The organism is Lysinibacillus sp. NPDC097868 (assembly GCF_044761135.1).
Taxonomy (GTDB): Bacteria; Bacillota; Bacilli; order Bacillales_A; family Planococcaceae; genus Lysinibacillus.
The window spans coordinates 911,574-928,960 of record NZ_JBIWBS010000001.1 but is presented as its reverse complement, the minus strand read 5'-3'; the positions used below and the strand labels follow the sequence as shown (position 1 = coordinate 928,960).

At 36.0% G+C, this 17,387-nt stretch carries 20 protein-coding genes and 1 other annotated feature; of the genes, 6 read left to right on the top strand and 14 right to left on the bottom strand.

Features of this window, described 5'->3' with window-relative positions:
* Window positions 1–9: 9 nt before the first annotated feature.
* Window positions 10–1,089, bottom strand: a complete 1,080-nt coding sequence (gene comGB, locus ACIQXJ_RS04380) for a competence type IV pilus assembly protein ComGB (protein WP_403050063.1) — start codon at window positions 1,087–1,089, stop codon at window positions 10–12.
* The gene (comGA, locus tag ACIQXJ_RS04375; RefSeq protein WP_403050060.1) at window positions 1,064–2,086 is read right to left on the bottom strand and encodes a competence type IV pilus ATPase ComGA; all 1,023 of its coding nucleotides are present in this window, start codon (window positions 2,084–2,086) and stop codon (window positions 1,064–1,066) included. Before comGA ends, comGB begins: the two co-directional genes overlap by 26 nt.
* Window positions 2,087–2,411: 325 nt before the next feature.
* Here comGA and ACIQXJ_RS04370 point away from each other — a divergent pair, with 325 nt between their 5' ends.
* Window positions 2,412–3,122 carry a helix-turn-helix transcriptional regulator gene (locus ACIQXJ_RS04370; RefSeq protein ID WP_401010375.1) on the top strand — a complete coding sequence of 237 codons (711 nt, stop codon included), beginning with the start codon at window positions 2,412–2,414 and terminating at the stop codon, window positions 3,120–3,122.
* 118 nt (window positions 3,123–3,240) lie between these two features.
* Window positions 3,241–3,483 carry a DUF2626 family protein gene (locus ACIQXJ_RS04365; RefSeq protein WP_004231035.1) on the top strand — a complete coding sequence of 81 codons (243 nt, stop codon included), beginning with the start codon at window positions 3,241–3,243 and terminating at the stop codon, window positions 3,481–3,483.
* Window positions 3,484–3,598: 115 nt separating this feature from the next.
* Here ACIQXJ_RS04365 and ACIQXJ_RS04360 read toward each other — a convergent pair whose 3' ends face one another.
* Window positions 3,599–4,243, bottom strand: coding sequence for an MBL fold metallo-hydrolase (locus tag ACIQXJ_RS04360; RefSeq protein WP_403050057.1), 645 nt, complete (start codon window positions 4,241–4,243; stop codon window positions 3,599–3,601).
* A 168-nt stretch (window positions 4,244–4,411) separates the two neighbouring features.
* Here ACIQXJ_RS04360 and ACIQXJ_RS04355 point away from each other — a divergent pair, with 168 nt between their 5' ends.
* The gene (locus tag ACIQXJ_RS04355; RefSeq protein ID WP_401010379.1) at window positions 4,412–4,591 is read left to right on the top strand and encodes a DUF2759 domain-containing protein; all 180 of its coding nucleotides are present in this window, start codon (window positions 4,412–4,414) and stop codon (window positions 4,589–4,591) included.
* 187 nt (window positions 4,592–4,778) lie between these two features.
* On the top strand, window positions 4,779–5,315 hold the full coding sequence (locus ACIQXJ_RS04350) for a TlpA disulfide reductase family protein (protein WP_403050054.1): 537 nt from the start codon (window positions 4,779–4,781) through the stop codon (window positions 5,313–5,315).
* Between the two features lie 555 nt (window positions 5,316–5,870).
* Here ACIQXJ_RS04350 and ACIQXJ_RS04345 read toward each other — a convergent pair.
* From ACIQXJ_RS04345 to rpmG, 4 genes are all read right to left on the bottom strand, one after another.
* Window positions 5,871–7,766, bottom strand: a complete 1,896-nt coding sequence (locus tag ACIQXJ_RS04345; RefSeq protein ID WP_403050051.1) for an LTA synthase family protein — start codon at window positions 7,764–7,766, stop codon at window positions 5,871–5,873.
* Between the two features lie 289 nt (window positions 7,767–8,055).
* Window positions 8,056–8,265 (bottom strand): YqgQ family protein, encoded by a 210-nt coding sequence (locus tag ACIQXJ_RS04340; protein WP_340823752.1) that lies wholly within the window; start codon window positions 8,263–8,265, stop codon window positions 8,056–8,058.
* Between the two features lies 1 nt (window position 8,266).
* Window positions 8,267–8,851, bottom strand: coding sequence for a 5-formyltetrahydrofolate cyclo-ligase (locus ACIQXJ_RS04335; RefSeq protein ID WP_403050048.1), 585 nt, complete (start codon window positions 8,849–8,851; stop codon window positions 8,267–8,269).
* 65 nt (window positions 8,852–8,916) lie between these two features.
* Entirely contained in the window at window positions 8,917–9,066 is a 150-nt protein-coding gene (gene rpmG / locus ACIQXJ_RS04330; protein WP_008408521.1) for a 50S ribosomal protein L33, read from the bottom strand.
* Between the two features lie 157 nt (window positions 9,067–9,223).
* Between rpmG and ACIQXJ_RS04325 the strand changes: the two genes are divergently transcribed.
* Window positions 9,224–9,676, top strand: a complete 453-nt coding sequence (locus ACIQXJ_RS04325; protein ID WP_401010388.1) for a hypothetical protein — start codon at window positions 9,224–9,226, stop codon at window positions 9,674–9,676.
* Window positions 9,677–9,678: 2 nt separating this feature from the next.
* On the top strand, window positions 9,679–10,185 hold the full coding sequence (locus ACIQXJ_RS04320; RefSeq protein WP_403050045.1) for a hypothetical protein: 507 nt from the start codon (window positions 9,679–9,681) through the stop codon (window positions 10,183–10,185).
* Window positions 10,186–10,320: 135 nt separating this feature from the next.
* On the opposite strand, the gene ACIQXJ_RS04315 is transcribed toward ACIQXJ_RS04320, so the two are convergent.
* From ACIQXJ_RS04315 to pstA, 7 genes are all read right to left on the bottom strand, one after another.
* A complete protein-coding gene (locus ACIQXJ_RS04315) occupies window positions 10,321–10,902 on the bottom strand; it encodes an anthranilate synthase component II (protein ID WP_403050042.1) in 582 nt (193 codons plus the stop codon).
* Window positions 10,899–12,284 (bottom strand): anthranilate synthase component I, encoded by a 1,386-nt coding sequence (gene trpE / locus ACIQXJ_RS04310; protein WP_403050039.1) that lies wholly within the window; start codon window positions 12,282–12,284, stop codon window positions 10,899–10,901. Before trpE ends, ACIQXJ_RS04315 begins: the two co-directional genes overlap by 4 nt.
* 74 nt (window positions 12,285–12,358) lie before the next feature.
* Window positions 12,359–12,570, bottom strand: a binding site (T-box leader).
* Window positions 12,571–12,627: 57 nt separating this feature from the next.
* Complete coding sequence (locus tag ACIQXJ_RS04305) at window positions 12,628–13,683, bottom strand: mechanosensitive ion channel family protein (protein ID WP_403050036.1); 1,056 nt, start codon at window positions 13,681–13,683, stop codon at window positions 12,628–12,630.
* A 117-nt stretch (window positions 13,684–13,800) separates the two neighbouring features.
* Window positions 13,801–14,673, bottom strand: a complete 873-nt coding sequence (locus ACIQXJ_RS04300) for a hypothetical protein (RefSeq protein ID WP_403050033.1) — start codon at window positions 14,671–14,673, stop codon at window positions 13,801–13,803.
* A 310-nt stretch (window positions 14,674–14,983) separates the two neighbouring features.
* Window positions 14,984–15,643 carry a phosphate signaling complex protein PhoU gene (phoU, locus tag ACIQXJ_RS04295; protein ID WP_401010400.1) on the bottom strand — a complete coding sequence of 220 codons (660 nt, stop codon included), beginning with the start codon at window positions 15,641–15,643 and terminating at the stop codon, window positions 14,984–14,986.
* Between the two features lie 18 nt (window positions 15,644–15,661).
* The gene (gene pstB, locus ACIQXJ_RS04290) at window positions 15,662–16,453 is read right to left on the bottom strand and encodes a phosphate ABC transporter ATP-binding protein PstB (protein ID WP_403054829.1); all 792 of its coding nucleotides are present in this window, start codon (window positions 16,451–16,453) and stop codon (window positions 15,662–15,664) included.
* 54 nt (window positions 16,454–16,507) lie between these two features.
* Window positions 16,508–17,386, bottom strand: coding sequence for a phosphate ABC transporter permease PstA (gene pstA, locus ACIQXJ_RS04285; protein ID WP_401010401.1), 879 nt, complete (start codon window positions 17,384–17,386; stop codon window positions 16,508–16,510).
* Between the last annotated feature and the right edge of the window lies 1 nt (window position 17,387).

Sequence of the window (17,387 nt, the reverse complement as noted above, 5' to 3'; positions counted from 1 at the left end):
GTCCTCCTCCTATACTAGTTCTATCATGTGATATATTGGCAATAACAAACTTACATAGGCAGCAACTATACACAACGCAATGAAAACAAAAAATGAAGGTTGTACAAAGGCAAGCATTCTCTGTAATAGGAATTCCTGCTTTTCTAACAACAGTTCACTATATAATGTTAACTCTTTCCCTAAATATCCACTTTGCTCACCATGTTCTACGAAAGTTAAAAAATCGTTTTGCCACGCTGTAATAAACATGACAGCCTGTGTTAACGTATCACCATATGTAACTCTTTCCTTTATACGACTCGCCAAATATTGAACATATGGTTGAAATTGTTGCTCTTCTAAAATTTGCAGGCTAGCCTGTAGAGAAAAGCCACTTTGAAGCAGACTACCCAAATATGCAGCAAATTGCCTTGTTATCGTTAATCGAAAATATCGATTAATAAAAGGTATTTTCAATATTACGTAGAGCCTACGAGCAATCGATTGTCTTAATAGCAAACGCTGAAAAACAATACTACTACATGTCATGACAAAAACGATTATCACAAATGCGTCGGGCACATGTAATAAAAGTTTTGATAGTGCAATACTTATCTCTCCCTCTGTCCCAATGTTACGGCTTATAACCATTGTTTCTATGTTAGGAAAGAACACTGTACGAAATACTAAAAACAGTAGAAGCAAAAACACAATGAGTACTACTGGATACAAAAGTAGCTTTATAAATTTTCGCTTTGTCTCTTGGCTCATAGCCATTTGCTTTGCAATAGCATTTAATGCTTCTATCATATGTCCATTATTTTCAGCAATAGAAATGGCTATTAAATAATGATTTGCTAGTTGTAATGTTTCAAATACACCTATAACTCCTTTACCTTGCCTAAGTGCTTCATCTACAAACTGTTGTACCTCCTCATGCTTGGTTACATGATGCGGCAATAGCATTGTAACTGCTTGTGGAAACAAATAACCTTCCTGTATTAATACACTTAAGCGACTGATAAACTGAGCTTGTTCCTTTAGTCGCCATATTGTAGCTCTTTTGTAGTCCAATATAAGCCGATTAAAAAACGCGCTGAGCTTTGGCATAACGTTGCCTCGCAATTTCTTCTTTTTGTCCAGCAAGCGTTAGATCATAAGGCAATTCATAGACGGCATTTTGCTTTAGCGCATCTAAAGCAAAATCAAGATTGTCTTCACTTAATATTTCAAACAATGCTCGCCGCTCATCTTGTTGTTGTGGTATTTGGATAAGAACTTGAGCCACAATACCAATTACTGTTTGACGAAGCTCTTCTTGTGAAACACCTAAATCAATGAGCCGATAGAGACAGCTTACAGAATCTTTAGCATGAATGGTAGAAAGTACTAAATGACCAGTTAATGCCGCTTGGATTGCAATTTCAGCCGTTTCTTGATCACGTATTTCACCGATCATAATAACATCTGGCGAATGGCGTAAAATCGCTTTTAACCCTGTGGCATAGGTAATACCCGCGCGTTCATTTACTTGTATTTGTAGAAGATTGACCTGATTATTCTCCACTGGATCTTCTAATGAAATCACATGGCGATGAAGGACAGCAGTACAATGGTGAATTAAAGAGTACAGAGAAGTAGTTTTACCAGAACCCGTTGCACCGCAAAATAATAAAATTCCTTGCTGATTTTCAACGAGCTTGGTTAACTTATGTGCTGCACATTCGGAATAGCTTAAAGAAGTAAGTGGAAATGCGTGGTTTTGAAGTAAAAGCCGAATGATGAGGCTTTCTTTTAAATAAGCGGAAGGAAGTGTAGAAACTCGAAAAGCAAAATGGTTTTGCTCAACTATTTTTTGAAATGAGCCACTTTGAGGTTTACGACGCTCACTAATATCTAATGCTGCTAAATATTTATAATATGACACGATTCGCTCAGCAATTTCGTTCGGGAGTTCCCCTGCCTGCAGCAACTTATCATATTTACGAAAATAGATGATATATCGACTTTCTTCCGGTATAAGTAATAAATCGGAAGCACCAAAATGGTAGGCCTTTACTAAAAGATGCTCACTTTTTTGTTCTATGACAGATTCAAAAGTTTGCATATTTACACCTTCTTTCTAGTTCATTCGAATATGACCGCTCTATTCGTTATTTCCTAGTATAAGGATGTCTACGTTACGAGAAAAGCCCTTTTTCTAAAATAAAATCTTGAAACCCATTTCACTATGAAATCTAGATTTTTCAAAAAAAGTTGTGGATAACATACATTTTTTCACAAAATATGAACAAAACACATGAAAAAGATAATAATTATGCCTAAAGAAACTGTAACTTTTCCAATAATACAATATAATAGAATCAACATGATTTTTTTCCTAGCTTTTGACCAACTACAATTTTCCAAAAAATTAATTTGAGGTGATGTAAATGATCCATCCATTAAAAATTACTAGTACATTAGCCGATGAAACAAGGTACTCCATTTATGAGTATATTTTAAAAGAGAAAAAAACAGTAACGGTACAAAATATTGCTGATAAATTTAGCATTCATCCTAACGTTGCTCGTCTTCACTTAACAAAGCTCTCTGAAATTAATATTATTACGGCAGATTTCGCAAAAACTGGTAAAGGTGGAAGGCCTGGTCGTGTTTATAAGGCTTCTGAAAAAGGAGTTTCACTAACCTTCCCAAGACGTGACGAAGAGCGCTTATTAAAATGGACAATTCAGCTAGTAGAAGAATTAGGGCCATCCGCGCTAACAAAATGTCAGGAAATTAGTTATCAAGATGGTTATCAGCAAATGAAAAATTATGTTAACGCGGAATTAAAATTAAATAATATGCTTTCCTTTGAACAAAAGCTTCAGCTATTGACAGATAATGCCGCATTAATTGGCTATATTCCACAAATACAACAGTCGGAAAAAGGTAAAAAAGTGATTTTCTCCATTTTTAATTGCCCGTTCCAAGAGCAGCTTAATACCCACTCTGATATTGTTTGTACATTACATGAATCTTATTTAAAAGGGCAATTAAACGCATTATTTTCCAATAATGAATTTGTTCAAATCGAAAGTATGGTACATAACTGCGATTTATGCAAATATGAAATTAACGTGACAGAAATCGATAGCTAAATTAAAAATCCATTTGTTTGTCACAAAGAAGCAGAAGTTCCAGTTTACAGACACCTTTCATATCATTTATAATGAGTAAGAGATTATTGTGTCGTGGGCAAAAGGAGGGGAAATCTTCATGGATAATATGTATAAAGTTATGGCATTCTGGACAGGTATTTTTGCAGTTATGTTCTACCTTGGTGGTATGAACGAGGTATCGCTATTATTCTTAGGTAATACAGGTTTATTCTTATTATTAGGCTTCTTAAACCTTTCAGAGCGTATGTACATGTACATTTTCGGAGCATATTTAACTGTATTCTTCGCTGGCTTCACGTACTATACAACATTCATACACGTACCTGGCGGCGGTCATTAATACAAAAAATCGCGTGTCTCAAAACAATTTTGAGACACGCTTTTTTTAATTCGTATACATACTTATTTCACTTTAACACTATTGTAAAACACACATCATATCATGTCGATAACAATTAAAATCCATTTAAAAATGGGTTTGTTTCCATTTCAGCACCAATTGTCGTGTAATTACCATGGCCTGGGTAAACAATAGTATCTTCAGGTAATGATAATAATTTATCATGAATGGATGTAAGTAATAGTTTTGTCGACCCTCCAAGCAAATCCGTACGCCCTACACCTTGCTCAAACAGTGTATCTCCAACAATGGCAAATCCATCCTGTTCAAAAATATATGAAATACTCCCTGGTGAATGTCCAGGTGTAAATACTGCCTTGAAAACGAAATTACTTATTTCAAAAAGTTGTTCTTGTTTAATAATATGTTCATCCATAGGAGCTGCAACTGTATAATCTGGTAGCGCCGCATATTTACTAGAGCCATTTTTTGCTGGATCACTTAGCCAGCTTACCTCTTTTTCATGAATCCATAGCGGGATATTAAAAGTCTCCCTTACTTCATCCACTGCACCAATATGATCAAAATGGGCATGCGTTAAAAAAATGCCTAATGGCTTCAGTCCATTACTGCGAATCTCTTTCATAATTTTTGCAGCTTCTTCTCCTGGATCAAAAACTAAACATTCTTTCTCTTTATTCGATACGATATAACAATTCGTTTGGACTGGTCCAAGGGAATAGCTTCGTACGTTCATCATACTTATCACCTCAACTTCATATTATACATTCTTTGCCACAATTTGACGATAAAAGTTCATACTTTGCTCTATAATAGTCCTCGACAAAAACAGGTAGAACGTTTACAATTAAGGAGGAATATTGTTTACGACATTCATTTTCTGATGTCGAAAGGAGTGTCTTTTTTAATGAACTTATTAATGGTTATTTTTGGTCTAGTAGCGATTTTAGCTGTCGTTGGTACATTCCAAGCAATTAAAGAAAAGAACTTACTAAGTATTGTTTTCAACTTAGCAAGCGCTGGGGTATTCGGTTGGTTCGTCATCATGACAATCATTCATAGCGGATATCCTCCAACATTACACTAAAATTTAGACAGAAAAAGAGCAGTCTCTATGTGAGACTGCTCTTTTTTTATAGCGTCATCTGCATACGATAAATGTTTAAAATTAGGAGGTATCTTTTTATAAATTACGATATGATATAAGTAAGGATTTTGAAAAAATGGTATATCCATTTTTATTATCCTCTAACATATACATAAAGGAGATTATCATGAAAAGAAAAAACATTTTTATCGTCATTTCATTAGTAGTAGTCTTGTCACTCATTGGCATTACTGTGAAGAACGAAATATTCAAAGAGGACGCGCCAAAGTTAATTGTAGATAAACAAAGTGGTTCAAAGTCGGTTAACTTTGACACGTCATTAACTCTTTTAGATGAATCAACGACGACGTTCAAGGATTATAAAGGTAAAATTCTTGTTATTAATTTTTGGGCATCTTGGTGTGGTCCTTGTCAGGCGGAAGCGCCAGATTTAAATACTTTTTATGAGCAAAAGCCCGCCAATGTTGAGCTACTTGCGATTAATGCAACTTCTAATGACAGTCGTGAAAATGCTATCAAGTTTCAGCAATTATACGATTTGAAGTTCCCTATTTTTTTAGATTATGATAGATCACTCGGTAAGTCATTTGAAGTTATGGCCTACCCTACTACCTTTATTATTGATACTGAAGGTGTGTTAAAGCATACAATCGAGGGGCAATTAACTCAACAACAATTACAGCAATTAGTAACGAATCTTTAAATTACTAAATATTAGTCCGTCATTACATATTGTAAATATCTATCTATCAAGCAGCGTCATAAGCATTTTGGTTATTTGCTATCACATTCGGTCGCTCTTACTTTCTATGTTGTAAAAATCCACTTCGCTTTCCGTGGGTACAAACGTAAGCCGCAACCCTCGCTTTCGCGCGGCCTGTTGCGTCTTACATTTTGTATGTTCCCACAGGAGTCTACGTGGATTTTTACTTCGGGATAAATAATACGTGCTAGCAGTGTCCTACTTTTTTTATATATTTTCTATCTAATGGGGCCACTTTCTTCCAAAGAGTTTTTACCTTCCTAAATCCTAAAAATCCACTTCGCTTTCCGTGGGTACAACCGTAAGCCGCAACCCTCGCTTTCGCGCGGCCTGTTGAGTCTTACATTTTGTATGTTCCCACAGGAGTCTTCGTGGATTTTTACTTCGATATCTCTACTGGCAATACTTAAGTATTCAAAATTGTTTGAGTGCCTGGCACTTCATAAACTAAAAAAATGGTGTACTAGAAATATTACTAGTACACCATTCATCTTTTTACTTCACAGCATTTTGTTTTAAATTACCTGTTTTTTCATCATAGAATCGGAGTAAGTCTCCATTGATAATGGCATCTGAGTTTTCCAATTCGGTTGTTGCACGATCTGCATATGGTTGGCAAGGCTCAACATCAATTTGTTCACCTGTTGCTTTGTCATAGCATGCTTCACCAGCATAAACATATTTATCTGTAATGAATCGTCCGTCACGGAAAATAACGAAATCCTCATGCTCTGGTGAGAATAAATCTGCACCAAGCTGCATATCTTTTGACGTTTCAACACCCAGTAAATGTAAAATTGTTGGACGTAAATCTATTTGACCAGAAACCTCTTCCATTTCTTTCCCTTCCCCATCACCAGGGATGTGGATGAATAAAGGTACCTCTTGTAACAATGCATTATCATATGGTGTTATGCCATCTTTACCTAAATATTGTGCCATTGCTTTATTATGGTTTTCAGAAATACCGTAATGGTCACCATACATAACGATAATGGAATTATCGTAAACACCTTGATCTTTTAAATCTTGGAAGAAGTCTTTTAAAGCTTCATCCATGTAACGAACTGTTTGGAAATAACGATTTAATGTTCCTGAGTTTGACGTGTACTCAGGAATCATTACGTCTTCTGGATCCAATGTGAATGGATAGTGGTTCGTTAACGTAATTAAACGAGAGTAGAATGGCTGTGGCATGTCTTTCATCAATGCAGCTGATTGCTCCATAAACGGAATGTCTTTCATTCCCCAGTTGACAGCTTGCCCTTCTTCTACAGTATATGAATCTACATCATAGAATTTATTGATTTTTAAAGATTGATACATCATGTCACGATTCCAGAACGATTTGTTGTTCGGGTGCATAACATTTGTAAAGTAACCATTTTCCCCAAGACGCTCTGCCATTGAGTTATACGTATTACCACCATGTGTGAAGAATACTGCACCACGACCAAGTCCGAACATAGAGTTTTCTAAAATAAACTCTGAGTCAGACGTTTTTCCTAAACCTGTTTGGTGATAGAAATTACTGAAATAATACGTATCTGAATCTTTTGTTAAAGAATTCAAGAACGGCGTAATTTCGTGACCGTCCATATCATTATTAATTACAAAGTTTTGTAACGATTCAAGTGAAACAACAATTAAGTTACGATCTTTGTATTTGCCAAACATATTTTCGTCGCTAGCTGCTTGATTAGAGCGAATGTAGTTGTTCACTTCTACTAATTCACTGCCATCCGCTAATGCGCGTTGTGCAGATGATTTAGACTGAATATAAATATCATATAAATGATAGTTGTACGTACCGATGTTTTTTACAAGAAGTTCACGGTCAAAGCTTCGTGTTAACAATTGAGGACGCTCAGTTTCAGCTAAACCTAAGTTTAAGAAAGTCATTGCAATCGCTAAAACGAAAAATGCTCGACGGAATTCAACGTTTACTTTTACCGCTTCTTTCATTCTTGGTAAATATTTATTTGCAATAATTAATATAAATACATCTGCAAAATATAAAAGATCCCAAGGGTTGATAATAGCTGCAGCTGATGTTCCTAAATCACTAAAGTTACTTGTTTGGAATAATACCGGTAATGTAATAAAGTCATTGTAGAATCGATAGAACGCAACATTTCCATATAAAACAATAGATAATAATACACTAATAGTAATTATATAACGATTTCGTATTTTTGGTGTTTTAAAGAATAACGATAATCCATAAATAAACAGCACAAAACTTAATGGATTGATAAACAATATGAATTGTTGCATCGCATTTTCTAACTTCAACTCAAAGCTTGTGTGGTAAACAATGACCGTTTTTATCCAAGTTGCTACGATTGCTAGTATCATAAATGAATGTTTAGGCCACTTTGTTAATTTCATTCCTAACATCCTCCCTATTCCTTACAAAAAAATAATAAAATTAATCAAACTGTTACAAATTGTTACTGAAACAAAATATATCTTAATCCTTTTTTTACAGATAATCAACAGATATATTTTTTGGGAAGCCCTCACGACTACCCAATTATACACTTAACATTAATATATACGTTCTGGATTGTAAAAAGTTTCGTAAAATCATAAAAACAGTGGAAAACCACTGTTTTTGATAATTTTACATACATATTACAATATTTTTACGATACCCAAATTATGCGCAATTAAAACATTATTGCTTATTTTGTTCAACTCGAAGTCTTGTAGCTTCTTGTCGAATTAATAATAAAGCCATTTGATAATCTTTAATGTCCAGGACATTCGCCTTATACAACTCACGAATTTCATCCTCCATTAACATCAAATCGCCAATTGGATCCCGAGTATAAATATAAGTGCCATATGTTTTTAACAATTCATAAATATCTAACATTTTATCCATTTTATTTCGCTCCTCGTTGCGCTACACAATCAATACGTTTTGTCGGTGTTATAATAAGATCTACGGGACAATCGTGCGTCTCAATAGGCACTTGTTCATAAAGTTGCTCATCAAATAGTAGAGACATCAGTTTACCTTTTTTATAGTGTAATACATAGCGATCGTAATAACCACCGCCGTAGCCAATTCGGTAACCTTTCGTATCAAAAACAACACCCGGAACAAGTATGATATCCATTTCATTTGCGTCAACGAACTCACAAACTGCAGGAATTGGTTCACGCAAATGCATATAAACAGTTTCTAGCTGTGCAAATGACTCTATAGCATAAAATGACATTTCTCTCGTTTTTGCGTTACATTTAGGAACAGCCACTTTTTTACCTAGTTGCCAAAGTGCTTCAATTAAATGAATAGTGTCAACTTCTGGCTTATTGGAAATTGTGATGCCAATCGTATTTGCTTCTATTATATATGGTTCCTGTAGCACTTTTTTTGCTATAGCAAATGATTGATCACGATACGTTGCTGCACTCAGATTTGCAAGTGCTTCACGTACTTCGTTGCGTAATGTTGTTTTATCCACGATAGGTTACCTCCTATTAAAATGTAGAAAGCCAAAACCACATGTGGTTTTGGCCTAATGAGCGATTACTTTGTTTCACGGTGAAGAGTGTATTTCTTCTCGCGAGAGCAATATTTTTTAAGTTCAAGACGCTCTGGATTGTTACGCTTGTTCTTTTTAGAAATGTAGTTACGTTCGCCGCAATCTGTGCAAGCTAAAGTAATGTTTACGCGCATCATTAACCCTCCCACTCTATATCAAGAATTAAAATTTTAAATTTGAGCATGATTTATACGACTAACCTATTATAACATAAACTGAAAAAAAATCTACCTTCATTTCATATTAAGTTTGCATGTGGTAAAATACCTTATAATTACATAATTTAACGGGGTGAAACTATTGGATTTATCCATCATACTTATGATTGTCGGTATCGTTCTTATCGTTTTATCGTTCTTTTTCAAAAATAGCGCGAAAAAAGTCGAACAAGATGTCGAAGAATTATCTATCTCTATTTTCCAAGAAACTAATAATTTAAAGCGTCGTCTAAAAATTGTGGAAGAGGAGCTTTTACTAGAACCAGAATTCCAAGTTAAATCACCAGTAACTAAAAATCAAACGCTACACAATCCAAAGGTTCAACAGGTTATGCAGGCTGTTCAACAAGCAACACAAGCAAAAAAGTCAGAGCCGATGCCGCACAACCTTAAACCAATTCACGATATTATTATCAGTCAAGTGCTTGAATTGAACAAACAAGGTCTTTCTATTGCTGATATTAGTATTCGCTCCAACTTAACAGAAGAGCAAGTGCAACAAGTGATTGCAAACGGAGGTCGGTGATTATGAACAAATCCTCTATCCGTGCATTTGGGGTCGCCCTTTTTCTAGTCGGCGCGTTACTATCCATAGCAGACCGCTTTGATTTCAATATTGGTCTACCAACAGTTGCCTCTACAAATGATAAAGATGTGGAGGAGCTACAAAAAAAGCTTGAACAAGCAACGAAAGAAATTGCTTCATTAAAAGCGCAATCTACTAAAGAAACTGTTACAGAAAATACGAAGGAAGAAAATGCAACTGACGCTACTGCTGAGAGTGAGCATGCTGAGAGTAGTACACCTGATTCCGACGATGAAGTAACGATGACGCTTCAAATATATAGCGGAATAACGCCTTATATAGTGGCTCAGAAGCTAGAGGATGGTGGCATTATTACAAATAGTGTCGAAATGGAACTACTCCTTGCCAATGCAAAATATGCTCGAAGCTTACAGATTGGATCCTATGAGGTCAATTCTTCTATGACATTAGAGGAAATCGCTAAGTTAATTACAGGTAAAAAACAATGATAAAATTCAGAATTGTTTGAGTGACTGGCACTCGTAAATTGAAAAAATCCACTTCGTCTTCTGCGGAAACTCGTAAGCCGCAGAAGCCTGAGTGGATTTTTCACTTGGATAATTTACTAAATTATCAGAATTGTTTTAGTGACTGGCACGATATTGATTTAGGAAGGCTTGCACGATATTGTTACCTGCTTCAGTTCCTATTGACTCGGGATGGAATTGTAATCCGACTAGTGGATGGTGTTTATGCTGAATAGCCATAATTTCCCCATCATCTTTAGAAGTTGCAGTAATAATAAAATCCTCATGTAATGTAGTCGGCTTTATTATTAACGAATGATAGCGCATTACTTCTACTTCTCCATCTAATTGTGCGAAAATCCCTGTTTGTTTGTAGTTTAATTCTGATAACTTGCCGTGCATAATGTTTTTTGCTTGTTCAATCGAGCCCCCAAAAGCCTGCCCTATCGACTGATGCCCTAAGCAAATCCCTAAAATTGGGTACTTTTTATATAGCTCTTGTACGACTTGCACTGTAATTCCAGCCTCATTCGGCGTTCCTGGACCTGGGGATAATATAATCGCTTCTGGATTTATATCTTTTATTTCTTCAATTGTTATTTTATCATTGCGTACTACCCATACTTCCTTACCAAGCATACTAACTTGCTGAAATAAATTATATGTGAATGAATCATAATTATCGATTAGTAAGATCATTTTTTTACCTCCAGTAGCGCACGAGCTTTATTAAGTGTTTCTTCATATTCTGATAAAGGAATTGAATCATAAACGACTCCGGCACCTGCCTGCACATGGGCATACCCATCCTTAATAACCATTGTACGAATCGCTAGCGCTAAGTCCATATCTCCTGTAGCCGAAATATAGCCTACTGCACCTGCATAAACACCGCGCTTAACTGGTTCCATCTCATTAATTAGCTGCATCGCTCGAATTTTGGGTGCTCCAGATACTGTCCCAGCTGGCAGACATGCACTAAGGACGTCTAATACGTGCACTTCATCTCGAATCTCACCTACTACCTCTGATACGATATGCATGACATGCTTATAGCGTTCAATGTTCATATATTTAGTAACCTTTACTGTGCCAACCTTGGCAATTCGGCCAATATCATTACGCCCTAAATCAACTAACATTCGGTGTTCAGCGATTTCTTTCTCATCCGATAATAAACTATCTGCAATAGCCTCATCCTGCTGTTGCGTTGTACCACGGGGCTTTGTTCCAGCAATTGGATTTGTCGTGACTTTCCGATTTTTGACCTTTACAAGACTCTCAGGAGAAGTTCCTAAAATAGTGTAAGCCTCAAAATCCATATAAAACATATATGGCGATGGATTGGATGTTCTTAACTGACGATACAAGGCAAACGGATTGCCCACAAACGGGGAAGAAAAACGTTGAGATAATACAATTTGGAATATATCTCCCTTTACAATATGCTGTTTTGCGCGCTCAACAATGGTAATAAATTCTTCCTTCTGTATCATTGGCTGGAAATCTAGTGTACCTAAATCCATCAAACCAAATGTAGTACCAGCGCATAGCTGATTCTCCATTTCAACGAGTTCGGCTTCCATCGTTTCAATTGTACGTCCTTCATTAAATAAATCAATTGCCGCTAATGTAACCTCTTGCTTTAAATGATCGAATACGATAAATGTATCATAGAAAAAAATATGGACATCTGGCATATTTAAATTATCATGTAAATACTCACCAATTTTTTCTGCATAAAAGGCCGTTTCATAACCAAAAAAGCCAATCGCGCCCCCGAAAAAGGCAAATGGATAGGCCGCTTCATGGAATGGCATGACTTCTTTTAATTTTTTCAACACATTATCGCTAGACTCGTCAATCTCGTCACCCTTTGTAAATTGATACCCGTTTCTATCCCCGATAAGTTCAGCTATTGGGTTAACAGCGATAAAGGAATAACGACCACTTTCCTCATGCTTGGCTGAAGATTCAAATAGCATCTTATGCTTTCCTGTAAGAGATTGATACACCGAAATGGGCGTCATCATGTCCCCTTGTAATACCTTCATGGCAAATCTGCTAAGCTCAACTGTCATACTTAATCTCTCCTTCGCTATGCTCTACTCTGCTCTGCTACACCAAAAATCCATATAAAAAGGCCTTTCCATCACAAAAGGACGGAAAAGCCGTGGTGCCACCTTCATTGGTCTTATTACAAAGACCCTCTCAATGCCTTGTAACGTAGGCAAACGCTAATCCATACTACCCATTTCTGAATTAGAGCTCCGAAGTCCATTCACTATTTATTTGTACTAGCTTCCACCAACCGCTAGCTCTCTAGAACAAATCATAATAGTTACTACTCTTCATCTAAGCTGATTACTAGTTTACATTGTAATGTAAAGTATCAAACAATTCAAATTATATTTCACCATATCCTCAACAATCATCGTCCGTTTCCTCGGCAAGGACAATGTCATACTCGTGTACTACCTGTCGAATAGCAAATAAAACATCCTGTCTGACACTTAGCATAACTGCCGTATCATTTGTAGCAACATAGAAGCGAACAAGAACACGATAAGATGTTTGGTGAAACTCATCAATATAAACATGGATCATTTCTTTTTCAGTATTAGCATGCAAATAAATTTGCTGATGAATCGTACTTAAAGCACTGCGCAATTGTTCCTCTTCATTTTCTGCGGCTACATATAAAAACAGTTCACATTTTCGTTTTTCTCGTTTTGATAAATTATAAATCGGACGATTAACTAAATAAGAGTTTGGCACATATACAAGCCCTTTGTCGCCTGTTTGAATGAGCGTACTACGAAGATTGATATCTTCAATTGTGCCTTCTATTTTTTGGTCCTCTGTTGCAATCCAGTCACCAATTTGAAAAGGATTGTCTAGTGCAACCGACATCCCACCAAAAACATGCGCCAACGTATCGCGTATACCAAAAGCAATCGCTACTCCTGTTAGCCCAATCCCTGTTAAGAAGCCATTTATATTAAAGTTCCAAAATGAAGCTATTGTAAACATGGCTAATATCATCACAAGCACTTTACCGATACGAAGGAAGAACGGTAGAAGAACATTTTGCTCTTCATCGTTATTTAACTGTAATGGTTGCTTTGTATAATAATGAAGCACATCATATATACCTTTAAATGCAAAAAACACCATAATAGATAATACGAAATTTTTTGTTGCAAAATGTGTAAATAAAAATATTTTAAGTAAATTTGATAAACTAAGTACAACTACTGCTGACATAAACGCATAACGGATTGCGTTATTAAATTGTGCAAGTACAGTCGCTTGAAAATTACGTTGTCTCTTTTTTAAAAACGTTACACTGCTCGTAATTATTTTCTTTAGCACAAAATGCTGGAATAGCCAACCAAATACACAAAACGCGACTGCAATTGTAATATCCATCCATGTTGGTGCAGTCAAGTTCGGTAATAACCATTTCATTGAATCCATGTAATTCTCCTTTTACTTACCTATGTACATTATTGTAAATTGTTTTTATACTGTCAAAACGATATGACTGTTCAGTAAAAATAAGCCGACCAAAAGCTCTCTGGTCAGCTGTACATTTTATTGAATCGCATCGGCTGCAAAAATAGCCTTATTTGCAAACCAAAAATGATGCTCATTAAAACGTTGTTCATTCATTGCAATTACTGAAAATTCGGCATGATAACGCTGCTTCATTTCCTCTATCATAGTCTTTGCACGCTTCCCTAATAAATATTGCCCATCAACAGGGTTACCTTCAGTAAAAATAATAACATCTGTTTCTGCACATTGCTGATTTTCCTGGAGCAATCCTTTCACAAACTGTAGAACAGGCAAAATCGCCGCTTCCCCTTTTGCCTTATATTCAATAAAATCTTTAAAATCAGATAGATTTAAATGTCCATTTTCAAAGCGATAATGGACATGAATTTGACAATCATATGGCACGATATATAAATCTCTTTGCTCCTGATGCGCATCCATAAATAAGGACAAAATCATGCTTTTACACAGCTCTGAATATTTGGCCATTCCAGATGTTTGTTCAAGACATATAACCATTGGACCTTGCTCTTCCTTGTAGTCAACAAATGGAACGTATAGAATATTCCCATTTTTTGTCGTTTGTTGTTTTAGTTTTTGTCGTCTAGCTTCTTGCCACTTTTGCTCATAATACAAGCGTTGCTCTTTTCCATTCGCTAACTGCTCTGCCTGTTCAATAGTTGGAACGTTTTCACGAATCTCATGCATGACATCCGCTAGCTCAAGTGCAAATGCTGCCATATTACGTAGTGTCTCACTCTTGTAAAAATAGTCAATAAAAAAATGTTGTTCCTTATCACTTAACTCTTCTAGATGTAAATTTTCATATAGAAACCCTAAGTATTTGCGTTGTTCTATTGAAATTTCTAGACCAAATTTCTTAATAAGTGATTCTACACTGTCTTTCATGCAGCAGCACCTCCTAAGCACCTATTTTTTCGGGATAATGTCTATAGTATAACCAAATTATTTTTTTGACAATACAATAACACCCTACAGATTTGACGCATCGGCAGAGTGCAATGTTGCTGCAATTTTGTTTATTTAGTTATTTAATGCAGAAAGCAACCCAAAGTGCCAGGCACTCAAACAATTTAATGCTTCGATGTTAAGGTAATAGATGGACGTAAATATCTATTTTTAAAATAAAAAAAGACTATAGCCAATTCGAAGTTTTTCGAGTTAGCTATAATCTGAAGGGCCTCAATGCAACCCTCTTTTAATTATTCAATTCATAATGTTTACCTTTGATTAAGTAAAATAAATGTTCAGCAATATTAGTTGCATGATCAGCAGAGCGTTCAAGATAACGACAAACAAACGTTAAATGTGTTATTTGCGAAATATGTGCTGGATTTTCAGCACCTGCACGAAGCAATAATGTAACCGTAGCTCCGTATAAATCATCTACGTAATCGTCTAGCTCAGCAATTTCCTTGGCACGAACAGTATCTTCGTCCTTAAATGCGGTAATAATGCTCTCAAGCATTTCTACTGTTTTATTACACATTGTTTGTAAATTGGTTGTCGGAAAGACTAATGGCTCTTTTCCTATACGGATTGTCTCTTTAGCAATATTGACCGCATAATCGCCCACTCTTTCCATATCGGATGCCGCTTTTACAAGCACCATAAGACGACGTAAATCTGTCGCAACGGGCTGCTGCTTGGCAATCATTAAAATAACTCGATCATTAATTTCCTCTTCAAGGCGATTAATAATTAAATCATCCTCAAGAATTTTTAACGCCTTCTCTAAATTTTGCTCTTGTAATGCCTCAAATGATATTTTTAACGCATTAATACTACTTGTTGCAATTTCCACAAACTGTTCTTGGATTTCTTTTAGCTCTTGTTCAAAGCGTTCACGTACTGCCATCTATCGTTCCTCCTATGCTTAGCCGAAGCGACCTGAAATATAATCTTCTGTACGTTGATCAGCAGGTGTTTGGAAAATCACATCTGTTTTGTCATATTCAATGACTTCGCCGCTAAGGAAAAATGCTGTACGGTCCGAAATACGTGCCGCTTGTTGCATGTTATGTGTAACGATAATGATCGAATAATCCTTTTTAAGCTCTTGTACAAGCTCTTCTACCTTTAATGTAGAAATTGGGTCAAGTGCAGATGTTGGCTCATCCATTAAAATAACATCTGGCTCTATCGCTAAACAGCGAGCGATACAAATTCGCTGTTGCTGTCCACCTGATAGCCCATATGCATTTTGATTTAAACGATCTTTTACTTCGTCCCAAATTGCCGCACCGCGCAGAGACTTTTCAACAATTTCATCAAGAATCTTTTTGTTTTTTATGCCATGGATACGAGGACCATAAGCAATATTGTCATAAATAGATTTTGGGAATGGATTAGGTTTTTGGAAAACCATCCCCACACGAGTACGTAATTCCTCTACTGTATAGCTTTTATCTAAAATATTACGCTCACGATACAAAATCTCTCCTGAAGTACGGACAGTTGGTACTAGCTCTACCATTCTATTCAACGTTTTTAAATAAGTTGATTTCCCGCAACCTGAAGGACCGATAATGGCTGTTACTTCATTTTCATAAATACTTAAATTAATGTCTTTTAAACCATGATGATCCCCGTACCATAAATTTAAGTTACGCGTATCATACACTACTTTTTTCGCAACTTCAGCATTAGCCTTTACATTTATATTAATCGATTTAACAACTGATTTTTCCTCTTTAAAATCTAGTACCATAAGGTCACCTCATTAATAACGTTTTTGGAATTTATTTCGAATAAAGATGGCAATCGAATTCATCAGTAACAGCACGATCATCAGTACTAAAATTCCCGCTGCCGCTACGTATTGAAATGCCTCTTGCGGACGTTTTGCCCAATCGTAAATTTGCATTGGCAATGCAGTAAACTGACTTAAAAGATCGTTAGGTAAAAACTGTAAAATAACAGGAATCCCAAGTACTACTAATGGAGCTGTTTCACCAATCGCACGGGACAACGCTAAAATACTACCTGTTAAAATTCCCGGTATAGCTGCTGGTAATACGACACGTAAAATTGTTTGCCATTTTGTCGCACCCATACCGTAGGATGCTTCACGTTGTTCATTCGGTACAGCACGAATTGCCTCCTGTGCTGCCACGATAATCACAGGTAAAATTAACAAACTCATTGTTAAACCTGCAGCTAAAATACTTTTACCAAGTCCCAACATACGAACAAAAATTGTTAAGCCAAGTAAACCAAAAACAATTGAAGGTACACCTGCTAAGTTTGAAATATTCATACGAATAAAATCGTTTAGTCTATTTTTCTTTGCATATTCTTCTAGATAAATCGCTGTTCCTACACCTAGAATGATTGACACGGGAGCTACAACCGCCATCAACCAGAGCGAGCCAACTAATGCCGCTTTAATTCCCGCCTTATTCGCAAAACGCGAAGCAAAATTTGTTAAGAAATCAAAGTTTAAATAGCCAATTCCTTGCGTCACAATACGGTAGAGCAAAATAGCTAGCATCACAAGTGCAAATGTAGTTGCCAAGAAAAATAAGAACTTCCACACTTTATTGAATGTAATACGCTTTGTCATTCGTTTCTTGACGACTGTATCATCGATATAGCGCATG

Excerpts from the sequence above, each read along its gene's own strand:
- ACIQXJ_RS04360 (WP_403050057.1), bottom strand. The coding sequence starts at position 4,243 with ATGATGAACGTACGAAGCTATTCCCTTGGACCAGTCCAAACGAATTGT.
- comGA (WP_403050060.1), bottom strand. The coding sequence starts at position 2,086 with ATGCAAACTTTTGAATCTGTCATAGAACAAAAAAGTGAGCATCTTTTA.
- ACIQXJ_RS04340 (WP_340823752.1), bottom strand. The coding sequence starts at position 8,265 with ATGGATAAAATGTTAGATATTTATGAATTGTTAAAAACATATGGCACT.
- ACIQXJ_RS04305 (WP_403050036.1), bottom strand. The coding sequence starts at position 13,683 with ATGGATTCAATGAAATGGTTATTACCGAACTTGACTGCACCAACATGG.
- rpmG (WP_008408521.1), bottom strand. The coding sequence starts at position 9,066 with ATGCGCGTAAACATTACTTTAGCTTGCACAGATTGCGGCGAACGTAAC.
- ACIQXJ_RS04355 (WP_401010379.1), top strand. The coding sequence starts at position 4,412 with ATGAACTTATTAATGGTTATTTTTGGTCTAGTAGCGATTTTAGCTGTC.
- ACIQXJ_RS04315 (WP_403050042.1), bottom strand. The coding sequence starts at position 10,902 with ATGATCTTACTAATCGATAATTATGATTCATTCACATATAATTTATTT.
- ACIQXJ_RS04370 (WP_401010375.1), top strand. The coding sequence starts at position 2,412 with ATGATCCATCCATTAAAAATTACTAGTACATTAGCCGATGAAACAAGG.
- ACIQXJ_RS04320 (WP_403050045.1), top strand. The coding sequence starts at position 9,679 with ATGAACAAATCCTCTATCCGTGCATTTGGGGTCGCCCTTTTTCTAGTC.
- ACIQXJ_RS04350 (WP_403050054.1), top strand. The coding sequence starts at position 4,779 with ATGAAAAGAAAAAACATTTTTATCGTCATTTCATTAGTAGTAGTCTTG.
- ACIQXJ_RS04365 (WP_004231035.1), top strand. The coding sequence starts at position 3,241 with ATGGATAATATGTATAAAGTTATGGCATTCTGGACAGGTATTTTTGCA.
- comGB (WP_403050063.1), bottom strand. The coding sequence starts at position 1,089 with ATGCCAAAGCTCAGCGCGTTTTTTAATCGGCTTATATTGGACTACAAA.
- pstA (WP_401010401.1), bottom strand. The coding sequence starts at position 17,386 with ATGCGCTATATCGATGATACAGTCGTCAAGAAACGAATGACAAAGCGT.
- phoU (WP_401010400.1), bottom strand. The coding sequence starts at position 15,643 with ATGGCAGTACGTGAACGCTTTGAACAAGAGCTAAAAGAAATCCAAGAA.
- ACIQXJ_RS04300 (WP_403050033.1), bottom strand. The coding sequence starts at position 14,673 with ATGAAAGACAGTGTAGAATCACTTATTAAGAAATTTGGTCTAGAAATT.
- ACIQXJ_RS04345 (WP_403050051.1), bottom strand. The coding sequence starts at position 7,766 with ATGAAATTAACAAAGTGGCCTAAACATTCATTTATGATACTAGCAATC.
- trpE (WP_403050039.1), bottom strand. The coding sequence starts at position 12,284 with ATGACAGTTGAGCTTAGCAGATTTGCCATGAAGGTATTACAAGGGGAC.